This is a genomic window from Variovorax sp. J2P1-31, from assembly GCF_030317215.1.
In the GTDB taxonomy this organism is placed as follows: Bacteria; Pseudomonadota; Gammaproteobacteria; order Burkholderiales; family Burkholderiaceae_C; genus Variovorax.
On sequence record NZ_JASZYA010000001.1, the window covers coordinates 871,951 to 888,393 of the forward strand.

Consider the following 16,443-nt stretch of genomic DNA (forward strand, 5'->3'; position numbering starts at 1 on the left):
TCTAGCAGAACGGCCGCGCCTGCGCGCCGGGCCGTGCGTTGAACGCTCTGTCGGTCGATCTGCGTTCATTCTGGGAGCCCGCCGCGCGCGTGTGAACGAACGCTTCGGCATAGTGTTTCTCGCTCAGCAACTTAGGGGCCGCGCGCCCGCTGCCCGCTACGAGGCAGGGCCGGTCTCGCGGTCGCTCATGCTGCGGGCGCAGCACGCGGGCGCAGCAGTGGCAGCACGTGCGCGCCCACCACCCGTGCTTCCTCCAAGTTCGGATAGCCAGAGAGCAGGAAGGCCGTGACGCCCAGCGCGCGGTACTCGGCCATGCGCTCGGCCACCTGTGCGTAGGAGCCGACGATGGCCGTGCCCGCGCCTCCGCGCACCAGGCCCACGCCGGCCCAGATGTTGGGGTAGACCTCGAGCGAGAGCGCGTCGGTCACGCGCCGGCCCTGGTGCAGCGCGCGCATGCGGGCCTGGCCCACCGATTCCGAGCGTGCGAGCTGGCGCTGCGCGAGGTCGATCACCTCCTGCGACAACGGCCGCAGCAGCCGGTCGGCCTCGGCCCAGGCGGCCTCGGCCGTGGGCCGCGCGATCACGTGGATGCGCAGCGCGAAGCCCAGCGGCGGCCGGCCCTGCGCGGCCGTGAGGCGGCGCAGGCGCTCGAGCCGCTCCGCGACCATCGGCGGCGTCTCGCCCCACAGCGCATGCACATCGGCCTGTGCCACCGAGACGCGCTCGGCGATCTCCGAGGCGCCGCCGAAGTAGATCGGCGGCGCGGGGTCGGTGACGGCCGCGCCTAGCCGGCCTACGTCCGCCATGTAGTAGCGGCCCGCATGCTGCAGCGGCCGGCCGCGCCAGACCGCGCGCACCAGGTGCACGAATTCCTCGGCGCGCTCGTAGCGCTGGTCGTGGTCGAGGAAGTCGCCATAGGCGCGCTGCTCCTGCGCCGCGCTGCCGGCCACCACGTTGAGCTCCAGCCGTCCGCCGCTCAGCTGCTGCAGTGTCGCGGCCTTCTGCGCCTGCGCGGTCGGCAGCTCGAGCCCGGGCCGCAGCGAGACCAGGAAGCGCAGGTGCCGCGTCTCGGCGGACATCGCCGCGGCCAGCAACCAGCCGTCCTGCGCATAGGAGCCGACGGGCAGCATCACGCCGTCGAAGCCCGCGCTTTCGGCCACGCGCGCGACCTGCACGAGGTAGTCGACCTCGGGCGCGCGCGTGCCCCGGCTGCCGCCGCGCACGCTGCGCACGGCGGTGTTGACGAGGTGGCGTCCGTCGCCGCCGCTCGGGATGAACCAGTGGAATTGGGTGCTCATGCGACGTTGGTGGTGAGGGGCGCATGGGGCGGGGCCACCGCTGCCGCGGCGGGGGCGGCGGGCACCGGACGCACCAGCGGCAAGAGCTCCTCGCCCACGCGCAGCGCGTCTTCCAGCCCCTGCTCGCCGGAGAGCACGAAATCGTCAACGCCGACGGCCAGCAGCTCCTGTAGGCGGTCGGCCACGGCGCGGTAGGCGCCGACCAGGCCGGCGCCGTCTTCCCAGCGCGGCTGGCCGCGCGTGACGCGCCCGCGCAGCGGCCCCACGCCGCGCCAGAGACCGGAAGCCGCGTCGAAGAAGCTGCGCGCGGCCGGTGCCGCGTCCATCGTGGGCCAAGCCGATTGCAGCGCAGCATCGGCCGCCTGCCAGGCCTCGACCTCGGTCTCGCGCGCGATGAGGTGCAGGCGGCAGGCCACGCGCAGCGTGCGGCCCTGCGCCGCGGCCAGCGTGCGCACGCGCCGGATGCGTTCGGCCAGTGCCTCCGGTGGCTCGCCCCAGAGCACGTAGACGTCGGCATGCTCGGCCGCGATGCGCTCGGTCGAAGGGCCTCTGCCGCCGATGTGCAGCGGCGGCGGATGGCGCAGCGGGCGGATCAGCCCCGCGTTCTCCACGCGGTAGTGAAGCCCGCGATGGCTGAAACCGAGCGCGCTGCCGCGGCCCTTCCATGACTGCTTGACGAGGCGGATGAATTCGGCGGCGCGTTCGAAGCGGTCGTCGTGGTTCACTGCGTCGCCGTAGGCGCGGTGCTCGGCCGAATCGCCGCCCACCAGCAGGCCCAGGGCCAGGCGCTGGTGGGTCAGGTCGTCGAGCGTCTGCGCGCTCTGCGCGGCCACGGCGGGCAGCACAAAGCCGGGCCGGAACGCAACCCCCACGCGCAGCTGCCGGGTCGCGCGCGCCAGCGTGGCGGCCAGCAGCCAGGCGTCGGGGCGCTGCGGGCCGCTGGGCACCTGCAGCGCGTGGAAGCCCGCGTACTCGGCCGCACGGGCCACGTCGATCCAGTGCGCGGGCGTGGCTGTCGCATCCTGCGCCGTGCGGCCCCGGGCATCGCCTTCCGGGAACAGGCACCAGCTGAACTCGGCCATGCGATCAGGCCGCCTTCGCCAGCGGCTCGGCGTAGCGGCTGGCCGGCCGCTCGAGCCCGAGGTTCTCGCGCAGCGTGCGGCCTTCGTATTCGGTGCGGAAGAGGCCGCGCCGCTGCAGTTCGGGGATCACCAGGTCGACGAAGTCGTCGAGCGATTCCGGCAGCACCGGCGGCATGATGTTGAAGCCGTCGGCCGCGCCGTTCTCGAACCACGACTGGATCTCGTCGGCGATCTTGTGCGGCGTGCCGACCACCACCCAGTGGCCGCGCGCGCCGGCCAGGTATTCGTAGAGCTGGCGCAGCGTGAACTGCTCGCGCCGCGCGAGTTCGATCACCACCTGGTGGCGGCTGTTGCGCCCCTTGGGCGGCTCGGGGTAGTAGGGCGGCGGCGCATCGAGGTCCCAGGCCGAGATGTCCTCGTCTGGCCAGAAACGTGAAATGGTGTGCAGCCCGATCGAGGGATGGATCAGCTTCTGCAGCTCGGCCCACTTGGCCTCGGCCTCTTCCTGCGTGCGGCCGATGACCGGCGAGATGCCCGGCAGGATCAGCAGCTGATCGGGCCGGCGCCCGTACTTCGCGAGCCGGCCCTTCACGTCGCGGTAGAAGGCCTGGGCCTCCTCCAGGCTGGTCCAGGCGGTGAAGATCGCCTCGGCCGTGGCCGCCGCCAGTTCGCGCCCCGGCTCGGAAGAGCCGGCCTGCACGATCACCGGGTGGCCCTGCGGCGGGCGCTCGAGGTTGAGCGGCCCCGAGACCTTGAAGTGCTTGCCCACGTGGTTGAGCGTGTGCAGCTTCGAGGGGTCGAAGTAGACGCCCGATGACGCGTCGCGCGCGAAGGCGTCGTCGTCGAAGCTGTCCCACAGGCCCTTCACCACGTCGAGGAATTCGTGCGCGCGTTCGTAGCGCAGCGCGGGGTCGGGGTGCTTGTCGAGGCCGAAGTTGCCGTAGACGTTCTCGGCGCCGGTGGTCACCACGTTCCAGGCCGCGCGGCCCTTGCTGATGTGGTCGAGCGAGGCGAACTTGCGTGCCAGCAGGAACGGGTCTTCGTAGGTGGTCGAGGCGGTGGCGACGAAGCCGATGTGCTTCGTCACGGCCGACAGCGCGGCCCACAGCGTGACCGGCTCGAAGTACGACACCCGGCCCTGGCGCCCGAAGGACGCGTCGTCGCTCAGGTAGCCCAGGCCCGGGCTGTCGGCCACGAAGACCTGGTCGAACAGGCCGCGCTCGGCGGTCTGCGCGAGGCGGATGTAGTGGTCGATGTTGACGCCCGCATCGATCTGCGAACCGGGATGGCGCCAGGCGGCCACGTGGTGGCCGGTGGCCATGATGAAGGCGCCGAGGCGCAGCTTGCGTTGGCTCATGGGTGTTTCTCCGTTACAGCTTGCCGGTCAGCACGATGCCGGCCCAGCGGGGAATGGCAGGCGTGTAGCTGTTCCACGTCTGCGAGAGCGGTGTCTTGTTGTCGAACACGTTCTTCACCAGGAAGCTGGCAGTGAAGCGGCCATCCAGGCGGCCCAGGCCGATCGAGACGTCGGTGATGCTCTTGCCTGGGATCTCGCCATAGCTCGACAGCGAGTCGTCCGAGTTGTACTTGGTGTTGTAGGCCGTGTTGAAGCTGGCCAGGAACACCTTGTCGCCGAACACCGGCTTGCGGTAGTCGACGCCGATGTTGAAGGTGTACTTCGAGGCGCCGGGCAGCGTGCGGCCCGACAGGTCGGTGTAGGGCGATGCACCCGCGTAGCCGTTCTCGAGCGGCTGGGCCGCGTTCTTGAAGTCCTTGTAGCGCGCGTCGTTGTAGGCGCCCGCGAAGCGGATGGTGGTGTTGCGCAGACCGCTGTAGGCGCCGTCGATCTCGATGCCCTTGGCCTGCACCTTGGGAACGTTGCCGGTGGCGGTGACGTAGTAGTTCTGGCCGTTGTTGTTGAGCTGGGTCGTGTAGACGTCGAGCGCACGGATCGACTGCTGGAAGTCCTTGATGTTGGTCAGGTAGGTGTTGGCGTTGAAGACCAGCGTCTTGTCGAGCAGCAGCGACTTGAAGCCCAGTTCGAAGGAGTTGGTCTTCTCGCCCTTGACCAGCGCCGAGACGCCGTTGGTGAGTTGCGCGATGCCGGCCTTCTCGCCGTACTGCCACGAGACGTAGGTCGTGAGGTTCTCGTTGACCTTGTAGGTCGGGCTGATGACGAAGGCCGGCTGCGTGGCCTTGAAGGGCTCGGCCTCGATCGGGTTGAACAGCGGCCCGAGGTTGGTGAGGCGGATGGCCTTGGCGTCGGCAACCTGCTGCTTCTGCGCCGCGGTCAGCGAGTTGTAGGCTGCGCCCGGCGCCGCGCCCGCCGCGGTGCCGAAGTACTTGTTGGCCAGCCGGTCGGCCAGCTGCAGCTGGGCCACCGAGTTGCCGCCGCCGAGCACGCCGGCTGCATTCGAGTCGAAGCCGCCCAGCTGCACGTCGCGCACCGCCACTGGGTTCAGCTCGAAGCCGTTGCCGTTGGCCTTGATGTAGCTCGAGCCGATGTTGGTGCGGTTCTCGCGCGTGATGCGCAAGCCGGTCGTGAGCTTGAGCGCCTCGGTGAAGTTCCAGTTGACCTGGCCGAACAGCGCGGCGCTCTTGTTGTGGATCTGCTGCAGGCCCGGGCGGTTCCAGGCCAGGGACAGGCCGTCGAGCGAGTTCTGCAGCAGGTAGCGGCCGGCACCGGTCGCGTCGAGTCGGTTGTACTGGGCGCTGCTGGCCAGCCAGGCGCCCGCGTCGTTGCCGAAGTCCTGCCGGTACTCGACGCTGTTGCGCACGTCGATGAAATGCAGGCCGGCCTGGTAGTCGACGAAGCCGCCGGTCTTCGAGCTTACGCGCAGTTCCTGGCTGGTCTGCTTGTAGTCGTTCCAGAAGCCGCCCGCATTGCGGAAGACGTCGAAGGGCGTGCCCTCGTCGTTCTGCGCGTTGAAGTGGTAGTCGCGCCAGGCGGTGATCGAGGTCAGCGTGTGGTCGCCGAGGTTCCAGTTGAGTTCGGCCGCGACGCCGCGGCTGCCTGTGACCAGTCCCTTGGTCGCGTCGGTGTAGATGCTCTTGCCGTCGCTGCCGCCATAGAGGTAGTCCCGCGCATAGCTGAAGCCGTTCGGGTCCTGGTTGAACCAGCGCCGGCCCAGGCGCGTGGCGGCGTCGGTGGTCAGCGGGTTCACGCTGCCGTCGGCGTAGGTGGTGGGTGTGGGCGTGCGGATGGTGCGGCCGTTGGTGGTCTCGGCTGAGCGCGGCTGCAGCTCGATCGACAGCCGGGCGTTGAAGTCGGCCGAGGGCCGCAGCAGGAACTGGGCGCGGCCGGCCACGCGGTCGGTCTCGGACCAGGTCTGGTCGCGGTTGAATTCGCTGCGGTTGAGCAGGTCGCCGCGACCCTTGTCGACCACGAAGGTGCCGCGCCAGGCGAGCAGGTCGTCGACGATCGGGCCACCACCGGCGAAGGTGCCGGTCAGCCGGCCGCGCTGGCCGTAGAGCAGCGAGTAGTCGGCGCTGGGCGTGAACGACGGCCGGCGCGTGGTGAAGCTGATCGCGCCGATGCTCGAGTTCTTGCCCAGCAGCGTGCCCTGCGGCCCGCGCGCCACTTCCACCGAATCGATGTCGGTGAAGTAGTAGCTCGAGGTCAGTGCGTTGTAGCCCAGGCTCACGCCGTCGACCAGCACGCCGACGCTCGGATCCTGCGCCTCGGTCTGCGACTGCTTGCCGATGCCGCGGATCGCCAGGCTGCTGGTGCGCTGGTTGCCCTGGTTCCAGAAGATGTTGCCCAGGCGCTTGGTGATCGCATCGACGTCGTTGGCCTGCAGCCGGTCGAGCTCGCGGCCGCCGACCACTGAGACCGACAGCGGCACGTCCTGCAGGCGTTCAATGCGGTTGCGCGAGCGCACGACCACCGCGTCGAGCGCCACCGGTGCGTCGGCGGCCGCGCTGGCTGTGGCAGCGGTGTCCGTGGCGGGCGTCGCCGCAGCGGCCGCGGGCACCGGCGGTCGTTGTTCCTGCTGCTGCTGCTGCTGCTGCTGCGACAGCGCCTCGCGCAGCCGCGAGATCTCGGCCTGCAGGTCCGAGATGACCTTGTCCCGGTCCTGCTGTGCATGGGCTGGCGCGGTGGCCACGAAGGCCGAGGCGAGCAGGGCCGCGACGGGCGAAAGGCGGAACAGCGAAGACCTGTCCGAGAGCTGGCGATGACGCGATGCGCGGGCCGGGGAGTCGATGGCGTGCATGGAGTGTGGAAGTGAAAAGACCGTTGAAGACGATCGCTGTCAGCAACCCACATGCCATCGCCTGCGCGGACACGCCAGGGCGTGTCGAAAATGCGGAACCTCCAATGGGAAACCGTGTTGGGGGTGCGATCGCGCGCGCGAATGCCAGGCCAGGGCCGCGGTGCTTTTCGAGCAAGGGCATGTTGGAATCACAACATTGCCCGAGGGGCTGTTGCGCAGCAGGCAGGCCGGGGCGCGCGGTGGCCGGGCTTCGGGCAAGGACCGATTTCTTCGATCGATATGGCGCCAAGGTCTGACGGCCCGCCACCGCCGCTGCGCCCATACTGTGTGCCAACCCTGCAAGGAAACCCCACATGAGTCGTTGGCGCCTGGCCGCCCTGGCCTTTGTCTTCCTGTGGTTCGCCCTCGGCGGCGTGGCGCACTTCGTCTTCACCGAGGCCCAGATGCGCATCGTGCCGCCCTGGATCGAATGGCCGCGCGCCGCGGTGTGGCTGAGCGGCGTGGCCGAGTTGCTGGGCGCGGCCGGCCTGTTGTGGCGCCCGACCCGGCGTGCCGCGGGCATCGGACTGATCCTGCTCACGATCGCCGTGACGCCGGCCAACGTGCAGATGCTGCAGCAGGCCGCGCAGTTTCCCGCGGTGCCCTACTGGGCGCTGGTGGCGCGGCTGCCGTTCCAGCTGGTGCTGCTGGCATTGATCGCGTGGAGCACCTCGGCCTTCGCGCGCCGGCGCCCGGCCTGAGCGCGGCGCTCAGGGCGTCGGCAGGAGCGCTTGCAGCCGCGTGGCCAGCAGCGCCGGAAAGCGCGCGAACCACACGGCATTGGCCGGAGAGGGATGGGGCAGCGGCGCCAGCGTCAGCCGGCGCGAGCGGCCGGCGTGGCGGTAGTCGATGGCGAGCGTGGCGTCGTGGCGGTCTTCGCGCGCCCAGAAGGCTTCCAGTGCCGCGGCCACCTCGGGCGCCTGGCCGATGCCGAACCAGAAGAAGGCCTCGCGGCCCAGCACGATCACCCGCTCGCCCCGCCAGTGGCCCAGCAGCAGCTCGGCCATCAGCGGCTGGAAGCGCCGCTTCACCGCCATCGACCAGGCCTTGTTGCCGATCGGCTTGTAGGGCACGGTGTTGAGCCAGAACACCTCGGCGCCGGCGGCCACCGCGGCCTCGAAGCCGGGAGCCGCGGCGTCTTCACCGAAGCGCCGGCGGTGCAGCGCGCTGCGCACCAGCTGGCCGGCGCGGCCGATGAAGGCGATGCCATGCGCGACCTCGCTGCGGCCCGGGTCGCGGCCGAAGATGCACAGGGGCGCGTCGGGCGGCCCGAGGCCGATCACGGGTTCGCGCCAGTCGCGGCCGCTCTCGGCGTAGGCCGCGAGGTCGATGCCCGCGGTGCGCTCGGCCTCGCGGCCGAAGGCGTCGCGCTGCGCGGCGGTGAGCACCGCGGTGGGGGAGGCCATCGGCTCAGGCTGCCGCGATGAACAGGGCCGGGTCGACCATCGTGCGGTTGAGCATCACGCCCCAGTGCAGGTGCGGGCCGGTCACGCGGCCGGTGGCGCCCACGGCGCAGAAGCGGTCGCCGGTCCTGAGCTCGTCGCCCACCTTCACGTCGATCGCGCTCAGATGGCAGTACAGGCTGAGCAGGCCGCCGCCGTGGTCGAGCCAGACCGTGCCGCCGTTGAAGAAGTAGTCGCCGGTGTCGATCACCCGGCCCGGCAGCGGCGCGCGCACCGGCGTGCCGGTGGGCGCCGCGATGTCCATGCCGCCGTGCGGATTGCGCGACTGGCCGTTGAACACGCGGCGCAGCCCGAAGGAGCTCGAGCGCCGTCCCGGCACGGGCACGCGCATCTGCAGGTCGTGCGTCGGCACCGCGGTGAAGGTGGCCATCACCTTCGCCTGGTGGTCGCGCTCGCGTTCGTAGCGCGCCTGGTCCTCGGGCGAGAGGTCGACCTTGCCCGGCGCGACCTTCAGGCGCTGCTCGCTGTAGTGCTTGGCGGCGATGGCATAGGCGATCGGCTGGTCGGCGCCGCCTTCGGTGCGCCGCACGATGCGCGCGCTGCCGGGCTGCGCCGCGAGCGGGATGCCGACCAGCGCGGTCCATTCGATCGGGTCGCCGACCACGAGCAGCGGGAGATCGTCCTCGGTGCGCGCCACCGGGCGTGCCGCGGCGGCGCCCAGCGACAGCCGCGCCACGCCGCCGGGCACGGCGGCGGCATGCGGCCAGACCTCGGAGGAGGCGGGGGAGGCCGCGGCGGCTTTCGCCTTGGCGGCGAATGCCGGTGCCGCGGGCAGCAGCAGCGCGCCGAGCGTGCCGATCAGCGCATTGCGGCGCGTGGAGGCTTGGAGAGAAAACGGTGGATTCTGAATGGCCATCGGGCAAGTCTAGCGAGAGCCCCGGGGCCCGCGGCGAGCGCCCTTCAGCCGGCCCAGTGACCCGGCGCCAAGCCGTCGAGCGTGTGCGGCCCGATCGAGGCCCGGATCAGCCGCAGCGTGGGATGGCCGACGGCCGCGGTCATGCGCCGCACCTGGCGATTGCGGCCCTCCTTGATCGCGAGTTCGATCCAGCAGGTGGGGATGGCCTGGCGCACGCGGATGGGCGGCTGGCGCGCCCACACGGCGGGCGGCGGGTCGAGCCGGCGCACGCGCGCCGGGCGGGTCGGGCCGTCGTTGAGCGTCACGCCGTCGCGCAGCGCGGCCAGCGCGGCGTCGTCGGGCACGCCCTCGACCTGCACCCAGTAGACCTTCTCCATCTTGAAGCGCGGATCGGCGATGCGGGCCTGCAGCGGGCCGTCGTCGGTCAACAGCAGCAGGCCTTCGCTGTCGGCATCGAGCCGGCCGGCCACGTAGACGCCGGGCAGGTCGATGAAGTCCTTGAGGCCTTGCCAGCGCCCCTCGGGCGTGAACTGGCTGAGCACGCCGTAGGGCTTGTTGAATCGGATCAGGCGGGGGGATGAAATAAGAGCCATGGCGCCGGCAGCATAGCCGCCAGGGCGCAAGGCCTCATCGCGCGGCGATGCACTCGACCTCGGCGCGCGCCCCGAGCGCCAGCCCGTTGGCGCCGAAGGCGCTGCGGGCCGGGTAGGGCTTGGAGAAGAAGCTGCGGTAGATCTCGTTGAAGGCCGGCCAGTCGGCCATGTCGGCCAGCATGGCGGTGCACTTCACGACGTCCTGCATCCGGTAGCCCCGGGCCTCGACCGAGGCCTTGATGTTGTTCATGAGCTGCCAGGTCTCGGCCCGGATGCCGCCGGGCACGAGCTTGCCGGTGCTGGCGTCGTAGCCGATCTCGCCCGAGAGGTAGACCACGTTGCCGACCTGCACGGCATCGGAAAAGGGCAGGTCGCCGAAGCGGCCCGAGTCGATGAACTCGACCGGCGCGCGCCCCGGGCCCGTGCTGCCCAGGGGGTGGAGGCCGGTCGCGGTGGCGGTGCCGGCGCCGAGCAGGCCGGCGAGGGCGCACAGCGATGGAAGGACGTGTTTCATGAGCATTCCCTGAGTGATTCTTCTGCTGCCTTCTGCCGCAGCGGACCCTGGCGGCCCGGGTCGGGCCGAGAATATCGGAGCTTCGCGAGGTCCCGGACACGGCGCCGCGTCGGAGACATTTGTTTGCGCTGTGGGCGATCGGTTTCGTGAGCTATGTCATCGACCGAGGGCTTCCGGATGCTTTTGCCGACATTTGAGTGACAAATGCCGACGAAGAACTCAGGGCGCGTGGGCCGCCCTGACGGCCGCCAGCTGCGCCAGGATGGCCTGGCGCAGCACCCTGGGCGACACGGGCTTGTGAAGCACGGTGATTCCCGCGCGCGCCACTTCGCGCAGCTGGTCGGGCTTGGTCTCGCCGGTCACCATCAGGCGCGCGGTGCGCGGGCCGATGCCGCGCGGATGGCGCTGCAGCGCCGCCAGCACCTCCAGGCCGTTCTCGTCGTTCCGCAGCAGCAGGTCGCTCACCACCACATCGGGCGCCTGTCCCCAGCCGTCCGCGAGCGCCAGGGCCTCGGCCTGGCTCTGTGCGGCCATCACCTTGGCGCCCGCGCTCGACAGCGCGCTCTGCAGCCCGAGCAGGATGCTGCGTTCGTCGTCGATGACCAGCACGCGCAGGCCGTCGAGGCGGGCGTCGGCATCCGCGGCGGCGGCCCGGCCGGGCGCCGCGGTGGCGGCATCGGCGGCCGGCGCCGTGCCGCGCACCAGCAGGTGCACGCCGGTGCCGCGGCCCAGGCGCGAGTTCAGTTCGACCCGCGTGCTCAGCAGGCTGGCCAGCCGCTGCACCGTGGCCAGCCCCAGGCCCATGCCGCGCGCGCCATGGCTGGGCTGCCGCCCGCGCGTCTCGACCTGGAAGAACTCCTCGAACACGCGCGTCTGGTGCTGCGGCGCGATGCCGATGCCGGTGTCCAGCACGTCGATGCGCACCGCCCTGCCGCGGCGCCGCGCCCCGATCAGCACCCCGCCCACGGTGGTGTGGCGCAGGGAGTTCGACACCAGGTTGTTGAGGATGCGCGCCAGCATCACGTAGTCGCAGCGCACCCACAGCGCGGTCTTGCGCACCACCAGCCGCAGCTCCTGCGCCTCGGCCACCGGGCGGAAGTTGCGGCTGATCTCGTCGAACAGCGTGTCCAGCGGAAAGTCGCTCCATTGCGGCCGCAGCACGCCCGCATCGAGTTGCGAGAGGTTGAGCAGTTCGGAGAACAGGCGGTCCAGCGCATCGACGCATTCGCGGATATGGCCGATGCGCAGCAGCCGCACGGGGTCGGTCTCGCCATTGGCCAGGCCGTCGGAGAACAGCGTGAGCGCATGCAGCGGCTGGCGCAGGTCGTGGCTTGCCGCGGCCAGCAGCCGGGTCTTGGCCTGGCTCGCGACCTCCAGTTGCCGGTTCTTGCGGGCGAGTTCGACGGTGGCGTCGGCGATGCGGCTTTCCAGCAGCCGCCGGCTCTCGGCCAGCGCGCTGGCCGCCTGGTTGAAGCCGCTCTGCAGGCGCCGCACCTCGGCCGTGCCTTCGACCGCCACGCTGGCTTCCTCGCCGGCGCCCAGCCGGTCGACGGCCTCGCCCAGCGCACCGATGGGCGCACTGATGCGCCGCGCCGCCCACCAGCCCGTCAGGCCCACGCCGACCAGGCTGGCGAGCAGCACCAGCGCCACGTTGAAGCGGGCCGCGCGGCGCGCGCGTTCGACCGCATCGAGGCTGATCTCGACCATCACCTGGCCGGTGCGCTGGCCGTCCTCGCCCACGATCGGGGTCAGCACCTGCAGGCCCTCGCTGCGGCGGCGGTCGGCGGTTTCCGCATTGGCCAGGATCTCGCCTTCCTCCGAGCGGATCTGCACCTGCTGCACATGCGGCTGGTAGGTGCCCGACTGGGCGGTGCGCATCAGTCCGCGCCGGTCCATGCGCTGGAGTTGCGTCTGCGCCACGGTCGCCACCTGCAGCGCGACGGTCTGGGCGTTGGCGCGGATCAGCTCGGTCACATCGTCCAGGTGCTGGCGCGTGAGCACCGCGATGGCCCCCAGCGTGGCCACGCTGGCCGGCAGCAGGGCCAGCATCACCAGTTGCTGGGCCAGCGAGAGGTGCAGCAGCCGCATGGACAGCCGTTCGCGCATCGTCCGCCCGGGCTGGCCCCCGGCCGGCGTCGGCGAGGGGGGACGTGAGGCGTTCAGAGGTGGCACGGCAGCCATGAGAATGTGAAATACGTCACTAATCAAGGCAAGCTTGATTTCTAATTGTGTACTTGGCGCCGTCCGTTTGGCCAGTCGGCCTGCGGTCGGACATGTCGATGGAGATATTTCCACCTGCCGATGACCGTTGCCAGCATCCCCACGCCTTGGGCCCGGCGCTCCGCGGAGGGTGCGCGCCGCCGGGTGTTGCATGCGCTGATCGGCCTGGTGATGGCGGCCGGCCTGCCCGGTGCGGCCAGCGCCCAGGCCGGCCTGGCGCCACCGGTGCGCTTCGGCATCCTGCCGCTGGGGGGCGCCTTCGAGTCGCGCAACGACTGGGAGCCGGTGCTGGCCGACCTGAGCCGGGTGCTGGGCCGGCCGGTGAGCGTGCTGTCGGTGACCTCGTACGAGGCGCTCGAACAGGCGATCCAGCGCAACGAGGTCGACATGGCCTTCCTGTCGGGCCGCATGGCGCTCGACGCCGTCACCCAGCGGCGCATGCGGGTGGTGGCCCAGGTCACGCGGCACGACGGCCTGCCGGGCTACCGGGCGCTGCTGCTGACGCGCAAGACCGGGCCGCTGCGCACGCTCGACGCCCTGCTGGCCGAGCCCGAGCGCTGGCGGCTGGCGCGCGGCGAGAGCCGTTCGGTCTCGGGCTTCATCGTGCCGCAGCTGCAGCTGTTCCTGCCGCACCACATCGCGATGGAGACCCGCTTTGCCAGCGAACTCGTGGGCACCCACCAGGCCACCGCGCTGGCGGTGGCCAATGGCGAGGCCGACGTGGCGACCAACAACACCGCGGATTTCGAGCGTTTCAGGCTGCAATTCCCGGTCGAGGCCGCGCGATTGCAGGTGGTCTGGACATCGGACCTGATTCCGCACGCCCAGATCGTGGTGCGGCGCGACTATCCGGAGGCTTTACAGCGGCAGGTGCAGAACTTCCTGGTCGGCTATGCGCGCGCCAAGGGCGCGCGTGGCGACATCGAGCGGGGCAAATTGCGCGCGCTGCACGACCTGGCCGGCTTCCTCGCGGCCGACAACGACTCGTTGCTGCCCGCGGCGCGCCTGGCCTACCAGTTGGCGCGGCAGAACGCGATGGCTGCCCAGTGGGTCAACGAGGAGGCCCGTCAGGCCCGGCTGCAACGCATCGAGAGCAGCTATGCGGAGCAGCTGGCGGTGCTGCGCGAACTCGGCCCCTGACGCAGCGGCCGGCATGGCAGTCGTGCAGCAAATGAATTGAAAAGAATTCATTGTTCTGAATATCAAGAATCAGATCAGAATTGTTTCTCAATTCTTTTGATTCTCATGGGAAAAAATTCGCGACATTTGATTATTGATTGACAATCAATTGGCGCAATAGAAAAGACAATTCGCCCGTCGCAGCCTGGCAGTGCTGCGTTTCAGGGTGTCCATGTCGTTTTTTCAATTCCGCTGTTTGCTGCATCCACGGCCTTCGATCGCCGTCGCCGGCCCCTTGGCGGTCGGTGCGTTGGCCTGGTCCGTGGGCGCCTGCGCGCTGGCGCAGACCCCGGCCTCCGCGCCCCGGCCCTTCATCGAGGAACTGCGCCAGCAGGAGCGCGAACGCGCGCTGCGGGCCCAGCAGGAGCGCGCGGTCGATGCCCGCCTGCCCGTCGAGGCGCGGCCCGCACCCGGGCGCCTGCCCGAGGCCGAGACGCCGTGCTTTCGCATCGACCGCCTGGTGCTGGGCGGCGAGCGGGCGGGTGAATTCCAGTGGCTGCTGGCGTCCGCCGCGGGCGCGCAGGGCGACGATGCACCGATCGGCCGTTGCCTCGGCACCCGGGGCGTCGACACGGTGCTGGCCCGCCTTCAGCAGGCTCTGGTCGAGCGCGGCTGGGTCACCACCCGCGTGCTCGCGCCGCCGCAGGACCTGGCGGGCGGCACGCTGAGCGTCACGCTCGTGCCCGGGCGCATCGCGGCCATCCGCTTCGCCGAGGGCACGGGCGATCGCACCGCGCTGCGCAACGCCATCCCCGCGCGGCCGGGCGACCTGCTGAACCTGCGCGACATCGAGCAGGGCCTGGAGAACCTCAAGCGGCTGCCGACCGCCGACACCGACATCCAGATCGAGCCCTCGCAGGGCGCCGGCGCGCAGCCGGGCGACAGCGACCTGGTGGTGAAGTACGCCCGCAGCTTTCCGCTGCGCGGCACCCTGAGCCTGGACGACAGCGGCACCCGCGCCACGGGCCGCACGCAGGCCGGCGCCACCGTGGCCTGGGACGGCCCGCTGGGCCTCAACGACCTGGCCTACGTCAGCCTGAACCACGACCTGTTCAACCCCGGCGCGCGCGGCACCAGCGGCCAGACCCTGCACTACGCGATCCCCTACGGCGACTGGCTGCTGGGCGCCACGGCGAGCCGCAGCACCTACAACCAGGGCGTGGCCGGCCTCAATCAGGACTACGTCTACGCCGGCGAGTCGCGCAATGCCGAACTGCGCCTGTCGCGGCTGCTGTACCGCGACCAGCGCCGCAAGACCACGCTGGCGCTGCGCGCCTTCCGCCGGGCCTCGTTCAACTTCATCGACGACACCGAGATCGAGGTGCAGCGCCGCGTGGTCGGCGGCTGGGAGCTGGGGCTCAACCACCGCGAGTTCCTCGGCGCGGCCACGCTCGACGCCAACCTGCAGTACCGCCGCGGCACCGGCGCCTTCGGTGCCCGCCCCGCGCCCGAGGAGCTCTTCGGTGAAGGCACTTCACGCTTCGGCCTGGTCGCGGCCGACGCCAGCCTGAACCTGCCGTTCCAGCTGGCCGACCAGAAGCTGCGCTATTCGGCGCTGTGGCGCGCGCAATGGAATCGCACGCCGCTCACGCCCCAGGACCGTTTCGCCGTCGGCGGGCGCTACACGGTGCGCGGCTTCGACGGCGAGAGCAGCCTGATGGCCGAGCGCGGCTGGCTGATCCGCAACGACCTCGGCTGGGCACTGGGCCAGAGCGGCGCCGAGCTGTACGCCGGCATCGACCACGGCGAGGTGGGCGGAGGGTCGTCGCAGTTCCTGCTGGGCAAGCGGCTCACGGGCGCGGTGCTCGGTTTGCGTGGCACGACGAACGCGCTGCAGGGCCTGAGCTACGACCTCTTCGTCGGCACGCCCTTGCGCAAGCCCGAGGGCTACCGCACCGCGCACCTCACCGGCGGCTTCAACCTCAACCTCGGCTTCTGAAAGGAGGGCTGCCCGACAAATCCATCACGCACCACCACCACGCTGTCACACATCCGGTCCGCCTTCGAGGCGGCACCCATTCGATTCAAACGTTCAGGGATAAAAAACATGACTTCCAAGCTCCTCATTCCGTCGATCCTTTCCATCGCGCTGCTGCAGGCCTGCGGCGGCGGGGGAGGGGGTGACGGCGGTACGGCGCCCGCGGCATCGAGCTCCGGCTCGACCGGCGGGTCCACGGGCACTCCGGCCAGCGCCGACAGCGGTTCGGTGAGCGCGAGCTTCGCGGCCGGGACCAGTTCGCGCTACCAGCTGGTGGGCGTGGGCTCGCAGACCTTCGGCCGGCTCGACACCAGTGTCCAGGCCTCGAGCGGTGCGATGACCAAGCTCAGCGACGCCGTGCTGAGCGGCAACAGCGTGACCAAGGACATCAGCGGCGATGCCTCCTACGCGATGGGCCGGTGGGCGGCTGGCACCGTGACGCGCAGCAGCGGCAGCGAGACGCTCTCCGGCACCGACAACCGCGCCTACCACTACATCGCACTCAATTCGCCGGCCCAGTTCCCGACGACGGGCACGCTGAGTTGCGATGCCGGTGCGTTCACCACGCCCACCTACAAGAGCGGTGGCAGCGGCACGTCGCCCAACACCGGCTCGGCCTCGGGTTCGGCCACCCTGAGCTTCGGCGCAGGCGGTGCGACCGTGGGCGGCGCGGTGAACGTGGCGGCGTCCGGCAGCGCAGGCTCGGCCACGCTTGGCACCACGATCTCGTCGACCTCGAGCGCATCGGTCACGGGCGCCTACCTGAGCGGCGGCTCCGGCGCCGCGGTCCAGATCGGCGACGCCGGAGGCGGCGCTTTCCTGGTGGCCGCCAGCTACGCGGCAACGCTGGCCAACGGTGCGCGTTACATCGGCGTCGCCAGGTTCCGTTGCGCTTGACGGCGCGAAGCGGGCAGGGCGCTTTCAGTCCTGCTCGCCCGGTCTTTTCCCATATGACTGCAGTTCCCGCCACCTTCAGGGCCGGGGGCTTCACGTCAATTTCACCCGTG

The 16,443-nt window shown here is 70.7% G+C and carries 13 protein-coding genes; 4 read left to right on the top strand and 9 right to left on the bottom strand.

Annotation, left to right across the window (positions count from 1 at the left end; translation table 11 throughout):
* Window positions 1–185: 185 nt before the first annotated feature.
* From QTI20_RS04010 to QTI20_RS04025, 4 genes are read right to left on the bottom strand one after another with little or no spacing between them, the layout of a single operon-like run.
* Window positions 186–1,298 carry an LLM class flavin-dependent oxidoreductase gene (locus QTI20_RS04010; RefSeq protein ID WP_286550020.1) on the bottom strand — a complete coding sequence of 371 codons (1,113 nt, stop codon included), beginning with the start codon at window positions 1,296–1,298 and terminating at the stop codon, window positions 186–188.
* The gene (locus QTI20_RS04015; protein ID WP_286550019.1) at window positions 1,295–2,380 is read right to left on the bottom strand and encodes an LLM class flavin-dependent oxidoreductase; all 1,086 of its coding nucleotides are present in this window, start codon (window positions 2,378–2,380) and stop codon (window positions 1,295–1,297) included. The genes QTI20_RS04010 and QTI20_RS04015 overlap by 4 nt, the downstream gene beginning before the upstream one ends.
* Before the next feature lie 4 nt (window positions 2,381–2,384).
* On the bottom strand, window positions 2,385–3,737 hold the full coding sequence (locus tag QTI20_RS04020) for an LLM class flavin-dependent oxidoreductase (protein ID WP_286550017.1): 1,353 nt from the start codon (window positions 3,735–3,737) through the stop codon (window positions 2,385–2,387).
* A 13-nt stretch (window positions 3,738–3,750) separates the two neighbouring features.
* Window positions 3,751–6,594: a TonB-dependent receptor gene (locus QTI20_RS04025; RefSeq protein ID WP_286550016.1), complete on the bottom strand. Its 2,844-nt coding sequence runs from the start codon at window positions 6,592–6,594 to the stop codon at window positions 3,751–3,753.
* Window positions 6,595–6,947: 353 nt separating this feature from the next.
* Here QTI20_RS04025 and QTI20_RS04030 point away from each other — a divergent pair, with 353 nt between their 5' ends.
* Window positions 6,948–7,334: a DoxX family protein gene (locus QTI20_RS04030; RefSeq protein ID WP_183027903.1), complete on the top strand. Its 387-nt coding sequence runs from the start codon at window positions 6,948–6,950 to the stop codon at window positions 7,332–7,334.
* A 9-nt stretch (window positions 7,335–7,343) separates the two neighbouring features.
* Here QTI20_RS04030 and QTI20_RS04035 read toward each other — a convergent pair whose 3' ends face one another.
* The 5 genes from QTI20_RS04035 to QTI20_RS04055 all read right to left on the bottom strand — a co-directional run bounded on the left by QTI20_RS04035 (window position 7,344) and on the right by QTI20_RS04055 (window position 12,147).
* Window positions 7,344–8,039, bottom strand: coding sequence for a uracil-DNA glycosylase family protein (locus QTI20_RS04035; protein ID WP_286550013.1), 696 nt, complete (start codon window positions 8,037–8,039; stop codon window positions 7,344–7,346).
* Window positions 8,040–8,043: 4 nt separating this feature from the next.
* A complete protein-coding gene (locus QTI20_RS04040) occupies window positions 8,044–8,952 on the bottom strand; it encodes a M23 family metallopeptidase (RefSeq protein ID WP_286550010.1) in 909 nt (302 codons plus the stop codon).
* Between the two features lie 44 nt (window positions 8,953–8,996).
* The gene (locus QTI20_RS04045; RefSeq protein ID WP_286550008.1) at window positions 8,997–9,545 is read right to left on the bottom strand and encodes a pseudouridine synthase; all 549 of its coding nucleotides are present in this window, start codon (window positions 9,543–9,545) and stop codon (window positions 8,997–8,999) included.
* Between the two features lie 34 nt (window positions 9,546–9,579).
* The gene (locus QTI20_RS04050) at window positions 9,580–10,059 is read right to left on the bottom strand and encodes a Rid family hydrolase (RefSeq protein ID WP_286550005.1); all 480 of its coding nucleotides are present in this window, start codon (window positions 10,057–10,059) and stop codon (window positions 9,580–9,582) included.
* Between the two features lie 219 nt (window positions 10,060–10,278).
* Window positions 10,279–12,147, bottom strand: a complete 1,869-nt coding sequence (locus tag QTI20_RS04055; protein WP_286574150.1) for an ATP-binding response regulator — start codon at window positions 12,145–12,147, stop codon at window positions 10,279–10,281.
* 213 nt (window positions 12,148–12,360) lie between these two features.
* On the opposite strand from QTI20_RS04055, the gene phnD reads away from it, so the two are divergent.
* The 3 genes from phnD to QTI20_RS04070 all read left to right on the top strand — a co-directional run bounded on the left by phnD (window position 12,361) and on the right by QTI20_RS04070 (window position 16,333).
* On the top strand, window positions 12,361–13,419 hold the full coding sequence (phnD, locus tag QTI20_RS04060) for a phosphate/phosphite/phosphonate ABC transporter substrate-binding protein (protein WP_286550000.1): 1,059 nt from the start codon (window positions 12,361–12,363) through the stop codon (window positions 13,417–13,419).
* 301 nt (window positions 13,420–13,720) lie between these two features.
* Window positions 13,721–15,397: a ShlB/FhaC/HecB family hemolysin secretion/activation protein gene (locus QTI20_RS04065; RefSeq protein WP_286550997.1), complete on the top strand. Its 1,677-nt coding sequence runs from the start codon at window positions 13,721–13,723 to the stop codon at window positions 15,395–15,397.
* Between the two features lie 108 nt (window positions 15,398–15,505).
* Complete coding sequence (locus QTI20_RS04070) at window positions 15,506–16,333, top strand: hypothetical protein (protein WP_286549997.1); 828 nt, start codon at window positions 15,506–15,508, stop codon at window positions 16,331–16,333.
* The last annotated feature ends 110 nt before the right edge of the window (window positions 16,334–16,443 follow it).

Coding starts and splice junctions, on each gene's coding strand:
- QTI20_RS04010 (WP_286550020.1), bottom strand. CDS start 1,298: ATGAGCACCCAATTCCACTGGTTCATCCCGAGCGGCGGCGACGGACGC.
- QTI20_RS04015 (WP_286550019.1), bottom strand. CDS start 2,380: ATGGCCGAGTTCAGCTGGTGCCTGTTCCCGGAAGGCGATGCCCGGGGC.
- QTI20_RS04020 (WP_286550017.1), bottom strand. CDS start 3,737: ATGAGCCAACGCAAGCTGCGCCTCGGCGCCTTCATCATGGCCACCGGC.
- QTI20_RS04025 (WP_286550016.1), bottom strand. CDS start 6,594: ATGCACGCCATCGACTCCCCGGCCCGCGCATCGCGTCATCGCCAGCTC.
- QTI20_RS04030 (WP_183027903.1), top strand. CDS start 6,948: ATGAGTCGTTGGCGCCTGGCCGCCCTGGCCTTTGTCTTCCTGTGGTTC.
- QTI20_RS04035 (WP_286550013.1), bottom strand. CDS start 8,039: ATGGCCTCCCCCACCGCGGTGCTCACCGCCGCGCAGCGCGACGCCTTC.
- QTI20_RS04040 (WP_286550010.1), bottom strand. CDS start 8,952: ATGGCCATTCAGAATCCACCGTTTTCTCTCCAAGCCTCCACGCGCCGC.
- QTI20_RS04045 (WP_286550008.1), bottom strand. CDS start 9,545: ATGGCTCTTATTTCATCCCCCCGCCTGATCCGATTCAACAAGCCCTAC.
- QTI20_RS04050 (WP_286550005.1), bottom strand. CDS start 10,059: ATGAAACACGTCCTTCCATCGCTGTGCGCCCTCGCCGGCCTGCTCGGC.
- QTI20_RS04055 (WP_286574150.1), bottom strand. CDS start 12,147: ATGCGGCTGCTGCACCTCTCGCTGGCCCAGCAACTGGTGATGCTGGCC.
- phnD (WP_286550000.1), top strand. CDS start 12,361: ATGACCGTTGCCAGCATCCCCACGCCTTGGGCCCGGCGCTCCGCGGAG.
- QTI20_RS04070 (WP_286549997.1), top strand. CDS start 15,506: ATGACTTCCAAGCTCCTCATTCCGTCGATCCTTTCCATCGCGCTGCTG.